The sequence below is a fragment of the Candidatus Nanopelagicales bacterium genome, assembly GCA_028687755.1.
GTDB lineage: Bacteria > Actinomycetota > Actinomycetes > S36-B12 > S36-B12 > UBA11398.
This window is the reverse complement of record JAQTZL010000014.1, coordinates 19,943-39,531: the sequence shown is the minus strand read 5'-3', so window position 1 is coordinate 39,531 and position 19,589 is coordinate 19,943. Positions and strand designations below refer to the sequence as shown.

20 protein-coding genes are annotated in these 19,589 nt (G+C 52.0%); 5 read left to right on the top strand and 15 right to left on the bottom strand.

The genetic code is table 11. The annotated features are described in order from the left end of the window. Window positions 1–49: 49 nt before the first annotated feature. From PHN51_12070 to PHN51_12035, 8 genes are all read right to left on the bottom strand, one after another. Window positions 50–1,621: a hypothetical protein gene (locus tag PHN51_12070; GenBank protein MDD2819516.1), complete on the bottom strand. Its 1,572-nt coding sequence runs from the start codon at window positions 1,619–1,621 to the stop codon at window positions 50–52. A gap of 14 nt (window positions 1,622–1,635) precedes the next feature. Then, complete coding sequence (locus PHN51_12065; GenBank protein ID MDD2819515.1) at window positions 1,636–2,247, bottom strand: hypothetical protein; 612 nt, start codon at window positions 2,245–2,247, stop codon at window positions 1,636–1,638. A 99-nt stretch (window positions 2,248–2,346) separates the two neighbouring features. Then, window positions 2,347–3,189, bottom strand: a complete 843-nt coding sequence (locus PHN51_12060; GenBank protein MDD2819514.1) for a hypothetical protein — start codon at window positions 3,187–3,189, stop codon at window positions 2,347–2,349. A gap of 62 nt (window positions 3,190–3,251) precedes the next feature. After that, window positions 3,252–3,851 (bottom strand): hypothetical protein, encoded by a 600-nt coding sequence (locus PHN51_12055; GenBank protein ID MDD2819513.1) that lies wholly within the window; start codon window positions 3,849–3,851, stop codon window positions 3,252–3,254. Beyond that, window positions 3,848–4,381 carry a hypothetical protein gene (locus PHN51_12050; protein MDD2819512.1) on the bottom strand — a complete coding sequence of 178 codons (534 nt, stop codon included), beginning with the start codon at window positions 4,379–4,381 and terminating at the stop codon, window positions 3,848–3,850. Before PHN51_12050 ends, PHN51_12055 begins: the two co-directional genes overlap by 4 nt. Then, window positions 4,350–5,765: a hypothetical protein gene (locus PHN51_12045; GenBank protein MDD2819511.1), complete on the bottom strand. Its 1,416-nt coding sequence runs from the start codon at window positions 5,763–5,765 to the stop codon at window positions 4,350–4,352. The genes PHN51_12050 and PHN51_12045 overlap by 32 nt, the downstream gene beginning before the upstream one ends. Window positions 5,766–5,817: 52 nt before the next feature. Continuing rightward, window positions 5,818–7,194: a hypothetical protein gene (locus PHN51_12040; protein MDD2819510.1), complete on the bottom strand. Its 1,377-nt coding sequence runs from the start codon at window positions 7,192–7,194 to the stop codon at window positions 5,818–5,820. Then, complete coding sequence (locus PHN51_12035; GenBank protein ID MDD2819509.1) at window positions 7,178–7,618, bottom strand: hypothetical protein; 441 nt, start codon at window positions 7,616–7,618, stop codon at window positions 7,178–7,180. Before PHN51_12035 ends, PHN51_12040 begins: the two co-directional genes overlap by 17 nt. 97 nt (window positions 7,619–7,715) lie before the next feature. Between PHN51_12035 and PHN51_12030 the strand changes: the two genes are divergently transcribed. The 4 genes from PHN51_12030 (at window position 7,716) to PHN51_12015 (ending at window position 9,864) form a co-directional block, all read left to right on the top strand. Then, the gene (locus tag PHN51_12030) at window positions 7,716–8,039 is read left to right on the top strand and encodes a hypothetical protein (GenBank protein MDD2819508.1); all 324 of its coding nucleotides are present in this window, start codon (window positions 7,716–7,718) and stop codon (window positions 8,037–8,039) included. 76 nt (window positions 8,040–8,115) lie between these two features. Continuing rightward, window positions 8,116–8,799, top strand: coding sequence for a hypothetical protein (locus PHN51_12025; protein MDD2819507.1), 684 nt, complete (start codon window positions 8,116–8,118; stop codon window positions 8,797–8,799). A gap of 1 nt (window position 8,800) precedes the next feature. Further along, window positions 8,801–9,448, top strand: a complete 648-nt coding sequence (locus tag PHN51_12020) for a hypothetical protein (protein ID MDD2819506.1) — start codon at window positions 8,801–8,803, stop codon at window positions 9,446–9,448. Window positions 9,449–9,450: 2 nt separating this feature from the next. After that, window positions 9,451–9,864: a hypothetical protein gene (locus PHN51_12015; protein ID MDD2819505.1), complete on the top strand. Its 414-nt coding sequence runs from the start codon at window positions 9,451–9,453 to the stop codon at window positions 9,862–9,864. A gap of 36 nt (window positions 9,865–9,900) precedes the next feature. Here PHN51_12015 and PHN51_12010 read toward each other — a convergent pair whose 3' ends face one another. The 5 genes from PHN51_12010 to PHN51_11990 all read right to left on the bottom strand — a co-directional run bounded on the left by PHN51_12010 (window position 9,901) and on the right by PHN51_11990 (window position 14,585). Continuing rightward, entirely contained in the window at window positions 9,901–10,140 is a 240-nt protein-coding gene (locus tag PHN51_12010; GenBank protein ID MDD2819504.1) for a hypothetical protein, read from the bottom strand. 10 nt (window positions 10,141–10,150) lie between these two features. After that, on the bottom strand, window positions 10,151–12,712 hold the full coding sequence (locus PHN51_12005) for a hypothetical protein (GenBank protein ID MDD2819503.1): 2,562 nt from the start codon (window positions 12,710–12,712) through the stop codon (window positions 10,151–10,153). Next, complete coding sequence (locus PHN51_12000; GenBank protein ID MDD2819502.1) at window positions 12,687–13,481, bottom strand: hypothetical protein; 795 nt, start codon at window positions 13,479–13,481, stop codon at window positions 12,687–12,689. Before PHN51_12000 ends, PHN51_12005 begins: the two co-directional genes overlap by 26 nt. A gap of 9 nt (window positions 13,482–13,490) precedes the next feature. Next, window positions 13,491–14,156, bottom strand: a complete 666-nt coding sequence (locus PHN51_11995; GenBank protein MDD2819501.1) for a hypothetical protein — start codon at window positions 14,154–14,156, stop codon at window positions 13,491–13,493. Between the two features lie 96 nt (window positions 14,157–14,252). After that, complete coding sequence (locus PHN51_11990; GenBank protein MDD2819500.1) at window positions 14,253–14,585, bottom strand: hypothetical protein; 333 nt, start codon at window positions 14,583–14,585, stop codon at window positions 14,253–14,255. Window positions 14,586–14,760: 175 nt separating this feature from the next. Between PHN51_11990 and PHN51_11985 the strand changes: the two genes are divergently transcribed. Next, the gene (locus tag PHN51_11985; GenBank protein MDD2819499.1) at window positions 14,761–17,742 is read left to right on the top strand and encodes a hypothetical protein; all 2,982 of its coding nucleotides are present in this window, start codon (window positions 14,761–14,763) and stop codon (window positions 17,740–17,742) included. A 52-nt stretch (window positions 17,743–17,794) separates the two neighbouring features. Here PHN51_11985 and PHN51_11980 read toward each other — a convergent pair whose 3' ends face one another. Next, window positions 17,795–18,106 (bottom strand): hypothetical protein, encoded by a 312-nt coding sequence (locus PHN51_11980; GenBank protein ID MDD2819498.1) that lies wholly within the window; start codon window positions 18,104–18,106, stop codon window positions 17,795–17,797. A gap of 131 nt (window positions 18,107–18,237) precedes the next feature. Further along, window positions 18,238–19,560 (bottom strand): hypothetical protein, encoded by a 1,323-nt coding sequence (locus PHN51_11975; GenBank protein MDD2819497.1) that lies wholly within the window; start codon window positions 19,558–19,560, stop codon window positions 18,238–18,240. Window positions 19,561–19,589 lie beyond the last annotated feature (29 nt).

Here is a 19,589-nt window from a genome sequence, read left to right as displayed (position 1 = left end):
TCGTCATAGTTGACCTTGGCTCCAAACCCATACGACGCAATGTAATCGGTTACCCCCGCGCTGTGATCCGGGAGACTCTGAGAGTAACCAATGTAAAAAAAGTGCGCATCACGTCGATAGGGATGACATTGGCCAAGCCTGGATTGACGGGCTCTTCCTGTTGAGGTTTACCGCAGCTGGGACACTTGTACTCTTCCAGACCGATCAAAGCCAACGTGGTGTCTGACTTGAACCGGATGATCTTTTTAGAGATCTCTGGACGGAGGTTGTCGTCAGAGGACAGAAGAGAGAGCACCTTGTTGACCGCTTCACGACCCTGGATCAGTTCACCGTCCACTTCGATGCTGTCCACAAAGTGGCTGAACTGGCGAAGGATAGAGGCGCTGACGTACTGCTGAAGCAGTTCTTTCCGAGCATCCGCGGTAGCCTCTTCACCGGCATCTGTCACGATGACTGTGTCGATGGCTGTGTTGATCATGTTGGACCAAGCCAGACCGTCAGAGATGTGTTCATCGAAGGTAGGTACCTTCAGATTGAAGACCAAACTGTCGTTCAGAGCGATCTGAGCTGACTTGGTGCGGCTGTGTTCTGCCACGTACTTGTTGTAAGTGTCCAGAGTCAGACTCTTGGGTCGAGCTTCGTAGAGCGTGACACGCTGAAACTCGGTCAACGCCATGTTGTTGCACCAGTACAGGAACTGGAGGTTGATAACGCCAGTCTCTGTGTGGGTGCACTTGGACAGATCAAACGAGCAGTCACGAGAGAAGTCGAAACCGTTCGGATGCATCGCAGAAGCAAAGCCCCAGCAGAGGATAGGGAAGTCATGGATCAACATGTACTTCCTGAGGTTGGAAGCCGTGATGTCCGTGTAGTTGATGGCCGTGATGTGTTTGGCAATGAAGTCAAACAGTCGGTTGTTGATGTAGGCCGACATGTTGGTCAATGTCATGCCAGCAGTCATCCGACCCAGGTAGATCTTCTCACGGAAGATCGATGTGTAGAAGTCGATCAGATCTGTCTCGGTGGGGGGATTGATCGTGACCACGATGCCAGAGTGCGGCAGTGGCACGTAGACCGGCTCACCCAGACCCAAGGCTTTGCTGACTTTCAGAACAGCCATGTCGCTGGTGAGTTCAGCGCCAACAACAGACTTGAACTTGGGCGCAGTGATGCCACGCAGACGACCGTCCGTGTGCTTGATACCCTGTTCAAACTGCTGGGTTGAATCTTCAAACAGATCTTGGTACAGGCCACCCGGCGTATAGAAGTTGGTACTTTCACGCTGACGATCCGCAAAAGCTTCGATAACCGGGCTGTCGCGATTCATGCCAGGGATCTTGTCGTTGCGACGCAGAAGCATCGCGCTGTTGCGCAGCGTGTAGCTGGGAAGGTGGAACAGGTAGTCACCCTCCTTCGGCTTCTTGTCTTTGACCTGCGCAGAATGCGTGACGTGAGCGTGTCCTCGGTGAAGATTCACAGTTTCAGGGATGTACTCGGTTTCACCGGTGGTCTCATTGACCATCTGGACAGATGCCTCAGAAGACACATCGATCTGGTCTTCAGGCGGGGTGTACACCAACTCGTCGTCAGGCACTGGGTTAGGGGTATCGGGTGCGGTCATGGAAACTTCTTTCTTCAGCCAAGGGTTGCGGCTGTTTCAACTTTGGGTTCAACGGTGGTGACGCCCTTGGCATCCAGTTCAGCGTTCTTGGCCAACAAGCGCTGTTCGCCTTCGCTGAACAGTTGGAACATGGACAACACCGACAGGTTCAGCAAGCTGGTGACTTCTTGGCTGGCACCGATGTACTGCATGGAGATGTCACTGTAGACCATGGAGTCATCCAGAGTCTTCAGAGGGCCAGTTTTGTCGGCGTGTTTAGAACGGATGGCCAGCATGCGGTCCGTGAACTTGGACACATCGGACTCAAACTGTACCCGATAGCGGTTGAACTCGCCGATGCTATCGCCCAGGATTTCAGCGAAATGTTCGTAAGTGGTCATGGCCTGGACGTTATCAAAGAGCTCGGTCACAGCTTGACCCACTTCTTGACAGAGTTGCATCAGGTCATCCCAGCTCTCGGAAGAGGCGGCCACCAGAGCGTTGTGTTGATTGGGGTTGCTGCGTGTGCTGCCGTCCACGAGCTTGTTGCTGGTGCGAGCAAGCTCGCGACGCTGTTCACGATTCAGTCCGCTGGCAGACAGTTCAGAAGTCTTACGAGGTGTTTTGACACGGGGAAGTTTGGGCACGGTAAATTCTCCTGCTGGGTGGTTAGGGGGTTATTTTTCAGACCATTGCAACGAGACAATAAAATCACCACGTCCCCACAAAGGAGACGTGGTGACATTTCAGAGATCAGGTGCGATCATCATCGAGATAAAGTCGTGGTGCCATTTAGCGTCGTTCATATACGCCACAGGTGTCCAGATGGTTCTCAGGAAGATCTTGTACTGCTCAGCAGCTTCCGAGTAGCTTTCAAGCACAGACTTGAACACACCCAGCTCTTGACCGCCGCTCAGGTATCCGCTGTTGATAGGGATGATCAACTTGTTGTAGATGTACATCTTGACAGCCAAGATAGCCAGATCGGACAACTGCTGGTAACTCTTAGGTTGGATATTGTTCAGGTTGCTGTCGTTCTCCAAGATAGCCAGCAGCGCAAAGTTGTTCAGTGTCTGATAGCTGGCATAGACGGCCACCGTGTTTCGAGACACAAGTTCCACCACGGTGTTGTACAGCAAACTGTACCCCGTGGCTGCTGAAGCGATCTTGTTGCTGACACTGTTCAAAGCTTGACCAGAGGCCATGATAGGCTGGTGAAACGAGTTGACAGTGCCCACACCACCAAAAGCGTTGGGTAAGCCACTGTAGCCTAACGTAGGCAGGTAAGTGATCGCTTGGGCAGAGAGGATCTCCTTGCCCATGGTCAACTCAGTGGGTATGGCGTAGACCGTGTACATGGTCTCAGACATAGTGGGTCTGACCGTGTGCATCTGGATGATGTGCTCCGTGCCACCCACGATGTTGGCGTCCAGCATCACGATAGGACGGATCACCTTGGACATGATCTTCTCGTCCATAGACGACAGCTGATAGAGCCGGTTGTCTTCCCCGTAGGTCAAGCCGTAGTGCAAGAGTTCCATCGGGATGTGTGTCTTGATTTTCCCCAGCACGTACATCAGTGCGTTCATAGATCTTCTCCTGAAAAAGTGATCAAACGATCTCAGAGAGGTTGCCCTCTCTGAGATCGATCTTACAGTCCAAGTTGATGCTTCAGCTCGCTGGAATACCGGGTTCGGATAAATCCTTCCAGAAAGCTCATGGACGACGAATGTTTGTCATCCACAAAGTCTACGAAGTCAGGCTCACGTCTCTCACGGATGGCCTTAGCGATATGCACCGCCACAGGTACTATCACAGAAGCATAGCCGTTTGTGACCCGTGTGACACACCTCCTGGGTGTATGGTAGCTCAGAAAGGCTTTGCTGCCCTCTCCTGCTCTGATCTGTTTCACCAACTCAGGATACATCTTCAGCTTCTGGTAAGTCGCTAAGCCGATGATGGCTCTGAAGTTAGGAACGTACACCGTTTCAGGCAACTCTGTTTTTACGATGCGTCTGAGACCGTTGTAATCCCTTACCCTGTATCTGTCGTCCAGGGGCTTGTGCTTCAGCCAGTACCAGAGATTGAGGACAGAGTGGAACTTGCCGATATGGGGGTAGTTGAGTGTTCTGTGGTATCCAGGGTCCAACACTTTCCCCAACTGTGTCTGGCTGTAGAGACTGATGTTGTAATGATCCACACCTTCGATCCCAAACTGGTTAGGTGTGTAGTAAAGTGCCAGTGATGTCATGTACCTGCTTTGTATTTGGTCAGTGTCCAGAAGAACACGTAGACGTACAGACCGAAGATGTGGGGGTTGGCAGCCAAGAAGATCTTCTGCGAATGCTGGTTAGCCACAAAGTACTCGGCCATGGTTTCAGGTATCAGACTGGTTTTCGGATCGTAGTTAGGAGGAACACGGATCTTGACCAGTGTCTCCATCAGTGTGTCCAGATAACTGTCACCGTTGGTGGAGTAGAAGACCGACAACAGTTCCACCAGTTCCAGAAAGCTGCAACTTTCTTCCACATAGTCAAGCATGCCCGTGGACTCACGATCTAGGGCTTCGACCATCGGAGCCGTCAGACACTTGAACAATGAGATCCGGTACTTGTCACGGAGGGTCATGAGCGCCGGAAACTTGTCCAACAGCTCGTGCACAGCCAACACAAATGCCGGATCAAATGCAGGCCGCTGTGACGAGATCGTTTCCACGGTCGAAATTGGTCCGGCATCTCGGTAGCCGGGCTTACTTGAGGAAGTAGGGAACGTAGGCATCATGGTACATCTCAATCAAATCAAGGGTGGACAAAAAGGGGACTTTGTTTTCGTACTGGTCGAAGGTCCAGAAGTCACGGGTGTCCAGAAGCTTGTCCCACCCGTACTTCTTTTCCAGCTTGGTGTACAGTTCACCTGGCTCAGGAACAGCGATAGGCAAAGTCTTGTAGTGGTTCTTGATCTGCAGAAGATCAGCCGTGATCTTCACAGCGCGCGCTGTCCTTGGATCGTTGTCGATCGTTTCCCGAACGCTGGTGCGGGTCAAGTTAACAGAAGGACGAATCGCCAGATGGTAGGTCGTGTTGTTACCGTCCAGCCCAAAGCGGTCAGCTTCCTTGATGTAATGGAACTCTGTCAACCGAGGCAGTACACCGTCAACCTGAGAGACCAGTACCTGGATAGTGCCGCCGCTGGGACCCGACTTGTTGCGAAGCAGCTTCAGGTTCACCAGGTTCAGATCCGGGTTACCAGCGTCGTCCTGACCACGAACTGCCGGGTACAAAGGACCGCGTGTCTCAGGGTGCGACAGCGCACTTGCCGTACACGCTTGCCACAAAGCGTTGGTCATGAAGAAGAAGTCATCGGGCGCACCCTTGATCTTCTCACCTTGCTTCATGTGCTGCAACTTCTTGGTGGGCATCTGATGCTGCGGTACACCGATCAGGTTCTCTTGCGTCACGTGCGCGGTGGCGATCATGTAGTGCGCAGCGGCACCGCACATGATAGGCAACTCAGCCAGCAGCTGAGCTTTCACCAACCCCTGACGCATGAACTCTGTCAACCTGGAACTGTCGCCGATGTTGTTCTTGTTCTGGATCTCTGCGACACTGGATGTGGTGAACTTGGTCACAGAGTCCAACTGCCCAAACGTAGGATACAGTGTCTGAATGGGTTCACCTTTCTTGTTCACAAAAGGCGTGTCCATCATCCTCTTCTTACCTTGCTTGATCTTGACGTTGCGCAAGAACTCACGAAGCAAACTGAACCACTCATCACCCATGTGTTCATTGACGTCACTGACCAACCAGATCTTCTCGTCGAACATGTCGATGTCACGGAACATGGGGAAGCCTTTCGCGAAGGCAACCAGTCGGTTCAGGTGGATGTTCGTCTCGGTATCATAGGTGCTGATGTAGGGTCTGTACCCAGCTAACGCCACGCTGTGTGCCGCTGTCAGAGACATGAAGTGCATGATGGTGCTCTTGAACAGATTGTTCTTTCCCACCAGACCCATGAAGGCGCCATGCCCGCCGTTCAAGATGTTCTCACCACGCATCCCCCGAACATACTGTCCTGTCAGAATATCGGCAAGACACCCTACGTTGTAGTAGGTTTTCTGCTCAGCGATAGAGTTGATAGCCGGCAGTGTGTCTAACATGTTTTTCATATAAACGAAGTCTTTCTAAGAAAGGTTTTCAAACAAACTATTGCCAAACATTTCAGGCAAAATTAGAACCCTCAAAGGTAACCCTAAGAGACTCTGGAACTGACTCCACTGTGTTGAGAGCCACACCGGTTTGGTCGACAGCTTGATTCACCAAACGAGTACCTTCAGCTACCACACTGGTGGCTTGGTTAACCAGTGACACGCCCTGGTTCACGATAGCTGTACCCTGCGCAATAACACTGTTGACTTGTCCCGTGACGCTGTTTACAGCACCCTGTACAGCGTTTGTGACCGAAGAGGTAACAGCGCCTGTCGCCTCTGCAAAAAGCCGTTCAGCGGCCGTTGAAGCGGCTTCCTGGGCATTGTTGAGAACTTGTGGAATACTGGTACCCAAACCGCTGGAGGAGAAACGATCTAACACCTGCTGTTGTGCGGATGTCGGTGTGATACCGAAAGGAAGTTGACCCGCTGGACTGGCTGCCACCAGCGCATCCACTGTGGCAGCGTAGTTAGTGTTAGCCATAGATGGACTGGCTTGAGAAACCATAGCGCCCAAGAAGGGGTTGTTCATATCCATACCCGAGGCTACCAGACGCTCGACTTCTGCGGTGGCCTTGATACTTGCGGTGCTTCCACCAGGACCAGAGCTGGCCATGTTGAGCAGTGCGCCACCGTACTTCAGATCGCCACCTGCGTTGATGTCCCCAGACGCATAGATAGTCCCGTCTACTTTGACAGCTGGAGACTTGATGAAGACACGCTTGGGGGACTCCAGGGCGATCTCGTTTCGTGTCTTGACAGTCATCAGACCTTTATCAGACTCTAGCTTGATTTGGTTCTCATAGCCGTCAGTGATGGTCAAGACGCCTGTGCCAGTGTTCAGAGTGAACGTGTAGGTGGTCATCTCGTCGTTCTTGGCAGATGTGCCGAACTCCACCTTCTGACCCTTGGTGTCCATGATCAGGTAGTAAGAACTGTCACGAGCGATGCGGTCTGGATCATCAGCGTTAGAAGCGCTCCACAGCTTCAGTCCACCGAACCGATACTCCACTGTCTCCAGACGACGCAGGTCACTGAAGCCCCAGTCGATCCAGTAGTACTTGTCCACGTTGGCAAACCGAAGCAGCATGACTTCTTCATTCACCACCACGTTAGGCGGAGTGATCCTGTTACCAGCCCCCATGGGACACCAGGAAGCCTCTACCGTGCTTTCTGCTTTCAAGGTGGTGGAGCTGGTGGACGCAGACGCATCTGTTCCATGACTCACCTTGAACTCGGTGGTGTTGTCGATGATGTGTCCTGAGGGCTGAGCGTTCAGTGTTTCCAGAGGAGACACTTTCAACTTGCCGTTACCCATCACTTCGGTTACCACGCCCTTGGAGTAGTACTCAAGGGAACTCTTCTGATCAACTTCAATCGGTGTCTGCATCTCTGCTCCTTATTACAGTTAAGCTGGTGTGAAGAGCCGCTATGAGCGTCTCGATATCCATGGCGGTTTTAAGACCAGGTTGTATGGGTTTACCCACAGTGGACTGAAGCCGTTTGAACAACTCTACTCCTGACAACCGACTCTTGAAGAAAGTTCCCAAATCCACAGCCAACAACCTGGGGTCATGGCTTTCTGGCAAAGCGCGGTAGAACGAGTCCAGCAGCTGCCCCATGCTTTCATGGTGCACGTTGATCAACCTTCTTCGCTGAACAGCGTCAGACAACACGCGTTCTACATCTTCACTGGTGATCTGAGAACAGAGTGTCACCAGAGGTGTAGCTACCTTTGTGCTTACGGTGGGTTTCTTGATACCTATCGTCGATACTGGCGTTACCCAGTGTTTCAGGGTCTCTAGGATACCCATGAAAATTCCTTTTTAAAACAGTGCTTGGATAATGTGAAAGTTCCCCGGACTAAAGCATAGCGGGGGCTTGTTTAATTTGTAAAAGGACCTTTTCGCCATGCAAGCACCTGACTTTTCTGAAGACACTGACCTCTGTTCACGCGTGATCAAACGCATGCAGCTGACGGGTTTCAAACCTGAGAACATCGCCAAGTTCACCACTGTCCGTGGGTATGTTTCTGCGGTAGGTTTGCCACCGATTGTGCAGCTGCCTTACCTGGTGGGTGCCTTCAACGCACTCTTTGTCAGCGTGGGTCAACCCGTTCCCAACACGATCAGGCTGTCCCTCAATCAAACCCGAGACCCAGGAAACTGGATCCAAGACGTGGAACAAATCGTGCTGCCTTTCATCCTGGCCAACGAAGAAGCGTTCTTCAACTGAAACAGCGCAGACGTGCCTTCGGGTGCGTCTGTGGCTTGTTCTATCGATGATTTGACCCCTATACAAGGATACCGATATGAAACGCGATCCCTCTCACATAGCCAAGTACCTTGACCTGAAAGACGGCAAGTACGTCACACAAAAGAAAATGATCATCGAGTTCCCCTCCTGGTACAAGGAGAAGGGGCTTTACGACATCTCTGATACCTCGTTCCTGTACGGCATCTTTGCGATCATCATGGACGACGTGTATTCCGTGTCTCTGATCACCACGGTGTTGTCTACCTCTCCGGTGATGGTCACTGAAGTAGAGCGTGAAGACATGACCTACACTCAGTTCCACTATGGGCCTGGTGACGTGATCATCAACAGCGACACCGTGATCATGCACACCTTTCTGGTCTATGAGCTGTTTGACATGTTCTTCATGCAAGCCAAGATTCCATGGTTCATTGAGTACCTGGATCTGGCCAAGATCCTGAAGAACACAGTCTCCTACGGTGGCACCAACTTCGGCCGAAGCAAAACAGGTAACGAAGTGTTGGTGAGCTTTATTGCTCGGTCATCCAAGGACAAGTTCAAGTTCCACAGACAGGACAGAAAAACACCCATGACCTATGTGGACCTGATGGACATTCGGTACTCCACACTGAGTACCGTGAACAAGTTCGCTGGCAACTACTTTGAAGAATCGATGGTCAGTGCGCTTGTCGTGAAAGAGACCAAACCCACAGCCCTTGAAAACCATGTAAGGACATGACATGCCTTCTATCACCACCACCCTACCTCCGGTAGGTCTGAAAGCTTATTTCAGCTTCAAAGACCCTATCGCTGGTCAGATCCGATCCAAGCTGATCACGACCGACACCAAGATACCGTTGGAAGTCACAAGTGTCTCCAGCATGATCGAGATGCGCACGTTCGACATGCGCAACCCATACACCTACGTGTACATGCCCCTTGGGTTGACAGAGACAGACTTCGACCAAGACTATGCCAACGATGTCTCGATCATTACCTTCAGACACCTGGGTCCCAAGAACACGGTCTCTTATGTCCGTGTACCACTGAACTACATCAGTCAGTACTCAGAGACACTGGACATCACCTACATGAACAAGTGTCTGGTGATCGATCTGGGTAAACAGCACACGCTGCTAGATACCACTGTGGTCTTCTCTGAATTGTCAGATGTGATCCTCAGTAAACTGGGCATCATCTGCGACATGAAAGAAGTTCAGATCGGTGAAGTGGACGTCTTGACACAGATGGACCACGAGTCACTGGAAACAGTTCGTCAGAATGCCATCACTGTCCGCAAGCCACTCTCTGTCAAGTACGAAGAGCTGACGCACGCGCACAGTCAGCTTCTGGCACGTTTGCAGGCGCTTAACATCACCTTGGAGTAACCATGTCTGACAATCAACTCTTTACCGATGAAGACCAAGTAGCGTTGGCGAAGACTCGCAGTCTTCGTTTGCGCATGATCGACCAGATCGCAAAGAAGAGCGACGCTGAGTTGCCCTCTAAGCCATCTGAGCTTTTGGCTATCGCTCAACTGACCGTGGTGCAAGACAAGGCTGTGATCGATCAGGCCAAGCTCCGCATGGACAGCGCCAAGAACGAAAACGACGCGACAGCCAATCGTCTTCTGTTGATGGCGCTGATGCGCGAGATCCACGAGAACAAACCTCAGTTTCTGTCAGAAGAAGGTGGTGGTCAGATCCCTGAGTACCAACCTACGGATGCCCTGACCATCAATGACACTGAGCTGGTTCGCGGTATGCAGACGCCTGATGTGGAAGCCGTGCTAAAAGGCATGTAAGTCACAGTGACTCTGGCTTGCGCCAGAGTCACTGTGTTACCGTTTCAAGATACGGAGAAGCGCCATTTGCAGTCTGGGCGGCGGAGTGCGATCAGACTTCATGGCGAGATAGAAAGCTTTCTCTGAAGACAGACCAGAGACAGTGATACGACCCTGGTACTCACTGAAAAACGTGTCCGGTGGAACAGTGGTTTCCAGAGAAAGGCGTGGTCCATCCAGGGTGGCAGAGAGCAGTTGATCTGAGGTCAGACCGAGAACAGTGGCGTTAAGTTCCATGGTGTCTTCCTTAGATAGGTGTCGCGGTGATGGTCAGGGTAGATGGGTTGATCGAGAAAGCGTCCATTCGCCTATTGTACTTGTACGCCGAATCTGTTTCTGGAAAGCTGATGGTGTTTGCTACTGGAAAAAACCCCATGTGAGATGCAACAATCTTTAAAGCACTGAGCCCCATCTGGTCTCCGGTGATCATCTTGATGATGTTGTTTGGATTGGGGTTGTTTGCGGTAAGATAGTGGCGAGGGTCGGTATCCGGGAAAGATGCCAAAGGTTCTGTAGCAACTGGTGGTATGTTGGCACTGTGATCTGCTGATTCCGATGGATTACCAGAAGAGTCCCAGATAGCGCTGTTGTACCAGTCGGTGTAGGTCTCTCTGTCCACATACACACTCCACTGGGTGGCACCCAATGTTCCTCCTGGATACTGGAAGTTGCAGTAAACATACCCACCCTGAGTGGCACCAGGAAGCATCGTACCTCCGTAAGAGATGGACATCAACCCAGCTCCGCCGTTGCCGAAGAAGAAGGTTTCTCGGCCAGCCAGTATGTTGGCCAGGATGGTCTGGTCATAGGCGCCACCTTGAGGACCGCCTGAGTTGTCTGACGCGTAGGCCATCGCGTCGGTGACTTGGAACGCTTGGGTGGTAGGCGCTGACCTGAACTTCATCACACCCTTGGCTGGCATAGGGCTTAAGTACGCAAGGAAGTTGGCCGTGAACATAGCCGTCCCCGGTGGGAAGAAGAACTTCAGTCGCTCAGGTGATCCAGCGCCAGCTATGTAAGACAAAATCACATAGCCGGTGGCTGAAGCGGACCCAGAAGGCACGGAGTCCGGATGATGCAATGATTTAAACCCGGTAGCTTGCCCAGTAGGACCTACAACTGACGTGTAGCCAGAAGACGGCGTTTGCACCACAGTTGTCGGCGGCGCATAGCTGTTGGTTACTACCCTGAGGGTAGCCAGTCGCTGATATGCTGTTCTGTCAGTGTCGCTGGCCGATGACGGCGTTGTCAGACTAAGTCCTGGCTTATTGACAGCCCGCAGTAAAGCCACACAGTTCTCCACAAAGCCCGCTGATACGCGATATCTCTGTCCGTCTAGGATCACAGATTGTCGGTCTATCTCTGAAGAAGTTGCCAACAATAAAGCCCAGTGTTCGGAAAGTGGACTATAGGCCACACTTCCAAAGCTTCGGCCATCTGTTAGCTGGTACATGGACATAGGCGAATGCAAGTCAATACCATTGGTCCCGCTATCCCAGAAAACACGCAGCTCCTGCCGGATGTAGTTAGCCTTTTCCGCGACGCTAAGGTTAGCCGTAGATAACAGAATTCTATCCAGTGTCCGTGATAAACTGTGGGCAAAGACATAAAGCGAGACCCGATGACCTTTGTCGAGTGTGAATGATCGACCAGCGTCACCCTCTGCGCTAACGCACTTAGCAAGCACAGTGATGTACTGTACAAACCTGTCATTCTGGCTGTAAGCTGTACCGCCAGGGTAAGTGTTGGGGTAAGTTGTTGCGTGTATAGAATCAAACAGCACTCTAGTAGCCGATGAAACAGACATGATTTCAGCAGCTTGTCTTAGGTGCGCCGCTATGGCTGTCAGGTATGATGTAACGGCGTCTATACCTGCGTCAGGAACACCTGTCGCTGGATCCAGAGTCTGCGACATTATCCGAACTGTATCCATAAAGAGTCTGTCGTGTGTGTACGGCCACCCAGCTCGCATGTTGGAGATGGTCATGTACATGAACGCTGTGTCCTGGGTAACAGGTGGTGCTCCTGCCAGACACTTGTTGATGATATGCTGTCTTTCGTCGGTATGAAGATACGGGTGTCGGTAGTAGACGCAGACGGCCTCTACAGACAGCGCCTTGTACAGTAGCAAGGCAGAGCTTGTGTCCACGTTAACGGAGGTGGTCGTCGAACTTGTCCCTCCACTCTGCTGGGTGGACCCCAGTAGAGCGTTGGCGCCCTGAACAGCTGTTTCCTTCAGTCGGTCGATCTGTCTGTACAGACCTGACATCTCCGCCAAAGGCAGGTCATCGCTGATCCGTCGAACAATCTGGTTTCGCAGAGCTGCGCCATCGGCTCCAGACTGGATCACTTCGTTGAAGTCCTTCAGAGCCTTCAGCATCACCTGCGTAGAGACGTCAGGAGAGATGCTCTTGAACTCTTCCAGCAGAGCAGGATTCTCGTACAGCTGAGCCGTCACGTTACCCATGACTGATCTGAGAAAGCTGTTCACAGTGGCTGTGTCCATGCCCTTGATCAGATTGATTGCTGGCCCCAGGCTTCCCAGTCTAGAGACGTCCAAACTGCCTAGCATACGAGAAGCCACATCTGACACGTCAAGATTCTCCAGCCTGTTAGCCAGATCTGCCACACCGTCTTGTAAAGACTTCAGCGTGTCCAGCGCTTTCCGCGCATCTTGAAACGCCTGGTTATTTAACAGAGGCGTGATGATCTTCGAGATGACGTCACTGGTCTTGAGCTGGGTGAAATCTCTTACCAGCAGATCAGCTTCCTTGGTGACGTACTTAACCCTGTTTAACGAGATCCCCATGGTCTTTCTCCTTGGCAACTTCTTCCAGCGGTCTTTCCATTTTGAACTTGTTGTTCTCCATGTACGCTGTAGCTGTCACGATGTTTGTGTACAAGAGAGGTGACAGAAATGTCAACTCCATCCTGGGTGTCATGACGTACTCGGTATAACTGAAGATGTCCTTGAAGCCCAGCTTCTTGAACAAGGCCACTTCCTCCTTAGACGGATCAGCTTCTCCCAGTGCCGCAAAGTACATCTTGGTCTCAACACGACCCACACTTTCCAGTGAGTTTCCGTGTGCCTGCATCCACTCACCAAACTTGTAGCCATAGAAGGCGTACACGTTCAGCATCTTCATGTAAGCAGGTGACCATGTCTCCACAGGGTCTCTGACAAGTGTCACCTCTGTGGACTCATTCAGCTTCACGAACAAAGCCCTTACAAAGGCCTCTGCCTGCTTTTCAGAGAGGTGGTAAGGGTAGATGTTCACTATCACCTCAGAACGCGATGGCTGCTGATTAAACGCGTTTCTCTTCTCCAGGGTATCCAGCTTAGACAGCAAGGATATGGCCATGTAGGTCACCACACTTCCAGCGATGACGTCAGCCGTCTCTTGGGACAAGAGTCTCTGGTACTCCCTCATGTCCACAGGAAACCTGTCAAACTCCCTGAACGCGTAGTCCAAAGATCCGCAGTGTTCGACTGCCTTGTCTTTGCCCATGAGCATGGACAGCACAGAAAGTCTCAGCTCCATGATAGAAGCGATGTCTATATAGATGCGCGATATCACAGTCTCTCCTTACAGGGTATGTTTGATGTGCATGCAGTTGAGGATGATCTTGACGGTCTTGGTAGACTCGGTACCTGTCCGGTAAGGCTCGATGGTCTTCAGACGCACAGAGCCATATCGCATGGCCATGGCGTTGTAGGCGTTGAAGCCACCTTTGTCGCCACCTCGGTACTTGATAAGTTCGGAGATGGCGTTGTCCATGTTCATACCCAGAAGCACGCGCAGCTCTGGGTAAGAGATCTTAGACCCCTTAGAGGGACCTGTGGGCTGGTAAGTCATCTGGTCGATGACCTTGTTGTTGTCAGGAACGCTGATCTTTTTCATCATGGTCTGCGACTGACGACGGTACGGCATTTCAAGGATCAGGTACTCGATCGCTGTTTTGTGATCAGGTTCATCTGGGTTGTTGGTGTAGACGAGCTTCTCGAAGAGTTTGATGCCATACTTCTCAGCTGTGGCGAGACAAGTGTCTTCGGTGATACCTTGCGCTTTGTAAGCAGGCTTGAAGAAGACGAGGAACTTGGTTCCATCGCGAAGTCCCTTCATGTATTCATCAAACTGTCGGTCGGTGAGATCGGCAAAGATCTTCTTCCACTGCTCGACGTTGTAGCCTGTGGGGTCGATGTCTTTCATCAGTTGCAGGATGAACGCTTCAGCTTTCTTGCGATTGGCCATGGTGATACCTCAATTTTGACAGATCAAACGATCCCCTAGGGAAGCAAAAAAGAAAGAGCAGGTAGAGAAGGGCGCAACCCCTTCTCTACCTGACCGTCAGGCCTGCGCGAGGTAGGCCTGACGGTAACCGAAGACCCAGTCGGGGTCCTCGGTTTTTGCCATCAGGGTGAGGGTGGCCAAAGCCACCTCCGTCCACTGGGTGGGGTGCTCTTGGGCGCCCCTTTCGTGGAAGGTTTTGAGGGCATATGCGGAGGCGTACGCCTCCTCGTCATACACCTTCATGATGGACCCTTCCGGGTCCATCTCGTCAAATCCGGACATTCTCTCCCCGAAGGGGGTCATCCGTGCGGGAGTAACCCCCGCACGGACGAGGTATTCACCAAACCCCTCTTGAGGGAGGGGACGGGTCATGTTGGTAGAAACTGTCATATCAAACTCCTTTATCCTCCACTGCTAACCATCGAACGTGGTGAGATCAGTAGAGTATGTTCGATAAGTATATATGTAACTGAAGGTTTTTCAAATGAAAGTCTCGACCAGATGCCCAAAAGTATCGTGTGGTCCCGGGACAGCCCAGGGTTCAGAACACTTCACAGGAGGCGCTATGCGCATCAGCATCTACAGAACAGGCTACGGTAATACCACAGTGGGTGGTGGTTCTGCTGGCTCTATCGACTTCGCTATCCCTCTCACACTTCCGCTTCTGCTGACGGGCACGGCACCGACCGACGACACAGAACTTGTCACCAAACAGTACGTAGATGACAAGCTGGCTTCTCTGGATGCCTCAGGTGTGATCGGTCCGGTTCCAGCCGCACGACTTCCAGCCTACCTGGGTGACGATGTCACCTCAGGTGGGAATGGCATCTTCTATCTCACCAACACGGGTGTCCTGACAGGTGAGTACTCCAAGTACACCGTGGACTCCAAAGGTCGCATCATCTCCGCTCAACAGCTGGGTGTCAACGACCTCCCACCCCTGAACTTTGGGATGCTGGAAGGGCTGCCTACCACAGTGGCTGGTTATGGGATCACCGATGTGGAAGGTCTCTACGGTGACCCGATGACTGGCTATCTGGAAATCTACTTCACACCCACTGCGGCTAACCACATCGTCAGCAAGCAGTACGTGGATCAGGCATTTGCTTTCACCGACCAAGAAGTGGCTTACTACACCGGTGATATCATCACCCGCGCTGACGCAGTCTGTCCATCTGGATACCTGCGAGCCAACGGCGGTGAGGTTCTGAAGGCTTCTTTCCCTGCGTTGTACCTGAAGATCGGTGACAGCCAGATGCTTCGTTCTGTCCCTGGATATGGTCGTCCTTGGGAACAGCAGCACGCCATCAACAAAGCAGCGAACACCAACTTCAGTGCATACAGCACACTGGACGCCAGTAAGAATGGACCCTACTTCAGCTTGACATCAGGTGCCATCCATCAGTGTGTTGTGGTTACCAAGAACAAGATCGTTCGCATGGGTGGCTTAAACACGAGTGGATCTGCCGCTACCAAGATGGCGAGCATGACCATCTACGAAGACGGGACCGAGTCTACCTGGACTGTGGTGGACATGAATATTGAGTTCTTCGGTGCGGCGTGCGTGGTAGCTCAGGACCACGTCTACATCATCGGTGGACGTCATTCCGGTCTGACAAGCAACGCAGTATACCGATCGTTTATTGACGTCGCCGGCGGTGTCAATCCTTACTTCGTCAGTACAGGATGTCCTCCGCTCCCTGAGAAACTTGAGTACCATAAGGCGTTTGTCGTGAACAACCGCATTTATGTGCTCGGGGGTATCGACAACAGCCCACCAACTTCTTCACGCAAAAAGACTGTCTACTACACAGACATCCAGCCGAATGGCGATCTGGGACCATGGGAGCAGGGTACTGACCTACCTGACTACTGGGAGTCTGGTAACATCGCTGTCATCAAAGATCGTGTTTACGTGATGGGTGGATACAACAACTCAGGCGTTGCGCTGGACAAGATCTACAGTTGTGAAATCAACCAGCACGGTGACCTGGGTTTCTGGTTGGAGTACCCGCTTCGACTGCCAAGACCCATGGCAAACTTTACAGTGCTTGTCACCGACAGCGTACTGAATGTCTTCGGTGGCCTGGGATCAGGAAGCTCGTATGCCGACAACGTCTATGGCACGGCTATCCTTCCTGACGGGCATTTGGCAGGCTGGGGACAAACCAGCTACGGTGGTACAGAAACCACCGGACAAACAGGTACGCTACCATTTCTGCTCCGCGAAGACATGACAGCCGTGTCTACCAAGAATGGTCTCTACATGTTCAATGGTAAAACCTCGGACAGTTTCTACCCCTACCCACCAGAAATTATCAAGGTACCCTTCAACGGTGGGCTGAACGACTACACACCTTACTTCATGAAACGTGACGCGTTCAAGGGTGCTTACCTGATGGGCGGTGGCCAGCCCTGGAAACAGCTCAGCCACATCGCAGAGACCGCAGGACCATCGCCCACCTGGATCACTGTGTCAGCTCTCCCGCATCCGGTTACCGAACCTTTTGTCTTTGTGACAAACCGGATGGTCTACGTCATGGGCGGTAAGTCTATCGCTACCGGTTTGGCTGTTGATCTGATCCAAGAAGGCTACATCGATGAGAACGGTGTTCTGGATAGCTGGAGTATCTCTGGAAGCACACTCCCGGGTCGTGTCTACGCTGGTGAAGGTGTCATCCTTCCTACCAACTGGACCACGTTCATGCTGTTGATGTCGGGTCACAAAAACGATCTGGGTACCACCAGCGACTTGATCGGCTACGAGATCGACCCACGCGGTGAAGGTAACTCTGCTCCGATGGACCTTTCTTCGCCCAGAGACTTCTACTTCTCACCCAGTGTCAGAAACTTTGCCACCGTAGTGACGAAGAAGATGGTGCACATCTTGGGCGGTCTGGATACCAACAACAACGCCGTTTCAACCATCTACTCCAGCTACATCAACTCCGCAGGTGAGCCACTGGAATTTCTCCCCAATGGCAACATGGTAGACAACAACTCTGTCACCGTGAGCATCGCTTTTCACAAAGTCGCTCAGGTAGGTAGCTTTGTGTTCTTGATCGGTGGTAACAAGAACGGCGGGTACAACACTGACGTCTATCGGTATACGATCGCGGCCGACGGGTCTCTCCGTGGATTGACCAAGATCTCTGGGCTGACTTTGAACGCCATCACCAACTACGCCGACGTCTACGTCAACGGAAACATTATCTATCTGTTTCCCAAGACTGTGGCTGACACCATCATCCGTCTGTCTGTGGATCTGAACGGCAACCTGACAGAACTGACACCACTGACTGCGGCTGGGGCTACTGGTGGCTCTTCTGCGTTTGTGTTTGCGACCTCGTCTCGTCTGTATGCCTATGGCAGCGGTTTCAACCACTATCTGAGCAATCCAGATGGCGGTAAGAACTCTTACCAGGATGAGTATTACCGACCCACCACGGTGATGCCTTTTGACTGGACTGCCAACAGTGACACCTTCCGCTTGCCAGACACCAGCCATCTGGAGCAAGACGGCGTGTACTCTTACATCAAGACGTAACAAAAAAGAAAAGAAGAACTAGCAAGACTACCGCGAGGTAGTCTTGCTAGTCTTACCCTGGATACATTTCCGAGTGGAGGAGTCGTGGGCGGATAGTCTCCACCTCCCAACCAGCCTCATTCCGGTTGTATCGACGTGTAAAACGCTTCCCGACGTTATAGTCGTCGTAGGCGAACCAGATACATGGCGACTCCTCGATCACGCGCACAGCGCGCGCGACGTTGTCACCGTATATTTCGCCGGGAATGCCGGCGATCTCCAAGTCCGCGTCAGCGGACGACACATTCGCGTCGTCGCCGCCGATACGGGTGGCAAAAGCGTTCATGTCGTCAATGACGTCTTGGGGGGTTGTAAAAGTGGTCATAGTGTGCTCCTTTATTCTCCACTGCTAACCATCGAACGTGGTGAGATCAGTAGAGTATGTTCAATGTGTATATATGTAACTGAAAGAAAATCAGATGCCTTAGACCGAAGTCTAAGGCATCTGTAGCTTTATCAGCTGTTCAGGAGAGCGGTGTACTCATACCGAGGGATCACGTAGATCTGATGCCCCTCGTACAGGAACGAGAGATACCAGACACCTTGGCGGTTGATCATGGTGAAGACGTAGTTGGGGTTGGCCATCATCTTCGAGAACATCTCAACCGTGTTGTCACTGTCGGTGATCCGGAGCATGCTTTCCAGCAGTGTCAGCAAGCGCATCGTCTTCGGACGCATACGCGCGAAATCAGGATGTGTAGAAGACACCGTGATGATGTCCGGGTACTGCGTCACAAAGTCTTTGATGTGCTCCTCTGTGTAGTACCCATTGCTCACGGTCAACAGGATGTTGTTGTAGTCAAATGGGACGTTGTAGCTGTTGGCTTTCAGGTACTCCAGATCTGTGTAGACCTTGACGTACTTCTGCAAGTCAAACTCCTCAGAGAAAGCCTTGGCTACCTGGGTCCGGATACCGTGCTCTCCCACGTGAGAAGGGATAGCCATCTTGTTCCAGCGAGGTGTCACAAAGAACTCGTTGATCTTCAGGATCGTGGGGAAGATCGTCTCGATGTACGCAGATGTCAACCCCAAGTCCAGCAGGTACTGATACAGGTACAGCTTGAGTACATGGTCGTAGTTACCCTGACTGCCGTACTGGTTGAAGGCAAAGTGGCAGTCGCGGACCACCGTAGACCCTGGCAGATGGTAAGGGATGTTCAGGATCTTGGTGTGCGTCGTGGGATACAGACCCTTGTCCTGCTCGATCCTTCCGTTGAACTCCACCAGAGAGAAGCTATTCAGGGCTGTGACCATCGCAGCGCCATTCTGCACACTGACCTGGAAGTCTTCAAACGGAAACACGATACTGATCTCGTAGTCCGTGTAGAAGCCTCTGAACGTGCTGTCACTCAGCCAGATACTGCACTGGATACCTCTGACGGTAAAGCTCAAGAAGTCAGGGCCTACCAAGTTGCCTGTGACGACCATGGTCATGGGTGACAGATCAGTCACAGGGTAGTCTGGGTACAGCAGGTTGTGTTGAGACAAGAACCCGATGATCAAAGCAGGTTTGTCCAGGTGTGTGTTTGCTGAAGCAAAGTCCGTGAACCGACGCACCACGTTCAGAACGGTGTCCACTTCGCTCTGGGTCATGCCGGTCTGATCGATCTGCTTGAATACGTACAACGAGTACTCTGGCATCTCCTGGGAGTAGTACTGCTGTTTCTCCTTGGCATAGGTCAGCCCTATGGTGGAAAGCTCATACAGTGGCTCTACTGAGCCCGGGGCGTTGTTTATATGGCGATCGCATGTGACGAAGGCTTTGATTTGTCGAGTCATGTGTTATACTCCAAAATTAGGTTCACAGC

Excerpts from the sequence above, each read along its gene's own strand:
- PHN51_12070 (MDD2819516.1), bottom strand. The coding sequence starts at position 1,621 with ATGACCGCACCCGATACCCCTAACCCAGTGCCTGACGACGAGTTGGTG.
- PHN51_12030 (MDD2819508.1), top strand. The coding sequence starts at position 7,716 with ATGCAAGCACCTGACTTTTCTGAAGACACTGACCTCTGTTCACGCGTG.
- PHN51_11985 (MDD2819499.1), top strand. The coding sequence starts at position 14,761 with ATGCGCATCAGCATCTACAGAACAGGCTACGGTAATACCACAGTGGGT.
- PHN51_11995 (MDD2819501.1), bottom strand. The coding sequence starts at position 14,156 with ATGGCCAATCGCAAGAAAGCTGAAGCGTTCATCCTGCAACTGATGAAA.
- PHN51_12050 (MDD2819512.1), bottom strand. The coding sequence starts at position 4,381 with ATGATGCCTACGTTCCCTACTTCCTCAAGTAAGCCCGGCTACCGAGAT.
- PHN51_12055 (MDD2819513.1), bottom strand. The coding sequence starts at position 3,851 with ATGACATCACTGGCACTTTACTACACACCTAACCAGTTTGGGATCGAA.
- PHN51_12045 (MDD2819511.1), bottom strand. The coding sequence starts at position 5,765 with ATGAAAAACATGTTAGACACACTGCCGGCTATCAACTCTATCGCTGAG.
- PHN51_12015 (MDD2819505.1), top strand. The coding sequence starts at position 9,451 with ATGTCTGACAATCAACTCTTTACCGATGAAGACCAAGTAGCGTTGGCG.
- PHN51_11980 (MDD2819498.1), bottom strand. The coding sequence starts at position 18,106 with ATGACCACTTTTACAACCCCCCAAGACGTCATTGACGACATGAACGCT.
- PHN51_12010 (MDD2819504.1), bottom strand. The coding sequence starts at position 10,140 with ATGGAACTTAACGCCACTGTTCTCGGTCTGACCTCAGATCAACTGCTC.
- PHN51_12025 (MDD2819507.1), top strand. The coding sequence starts at position 8,116 with ATGAAACGCGATCCCTCTCACATAGCCAAGTACCTTGACCTGAAAGAC.
- PHN51_12035 (MDD2819509.1), bottom strand. The coding sequence starts at position 7,618 with ATGGGTATCCTAGAGACCCTGAAACACTGGGTAACGCCAGTATCGACG.
- PHN51_12005 (MDD2819503.1), bottom strand. The coding sequence starts at position 12,712 with ATGGGGATCTCGTTAAACAGGGTTAAGTACGTCACCAAGGAAGCTGAT.
- PHN51_12040 (MDD2819510.1), bottom strand. The coding sequence starts at position 7,194 with ATGCAGACACCGATTGAAGTTGATCAGAAGAGTTCCCTTGAGTACTAC.
- PHN51_11990 (MDD2819500.1), bottom strand. The coding sequence starts at position 14,585 with ATGACAGTTTCTACCAACATGACCCGTCCCCTCCCTCAAGAGGGGTTT.
- PHN51_12020 (MDD2819506.1), top strand. The coding sequence starts at position 8,801 with ATGCCTTCTATCACCACCACCCTACCTCCGGTAGGTCTGAAAGCTTAT.
- PHN51_12060 (MDD2819514.1), bottom strand. The coding sequence starts at position 3,189 with ATGAACGCACTGATGTACGTGCTGGGGAAAATCAAGACACACATCCCG.
- PHN51_11975 (MDD2819497.1), bottom strand. The coding sequence starts at position 19,560 with ATGACTCGACAAATCAAAGCCTTCGTCACATGCGATCGCCATATAAAC.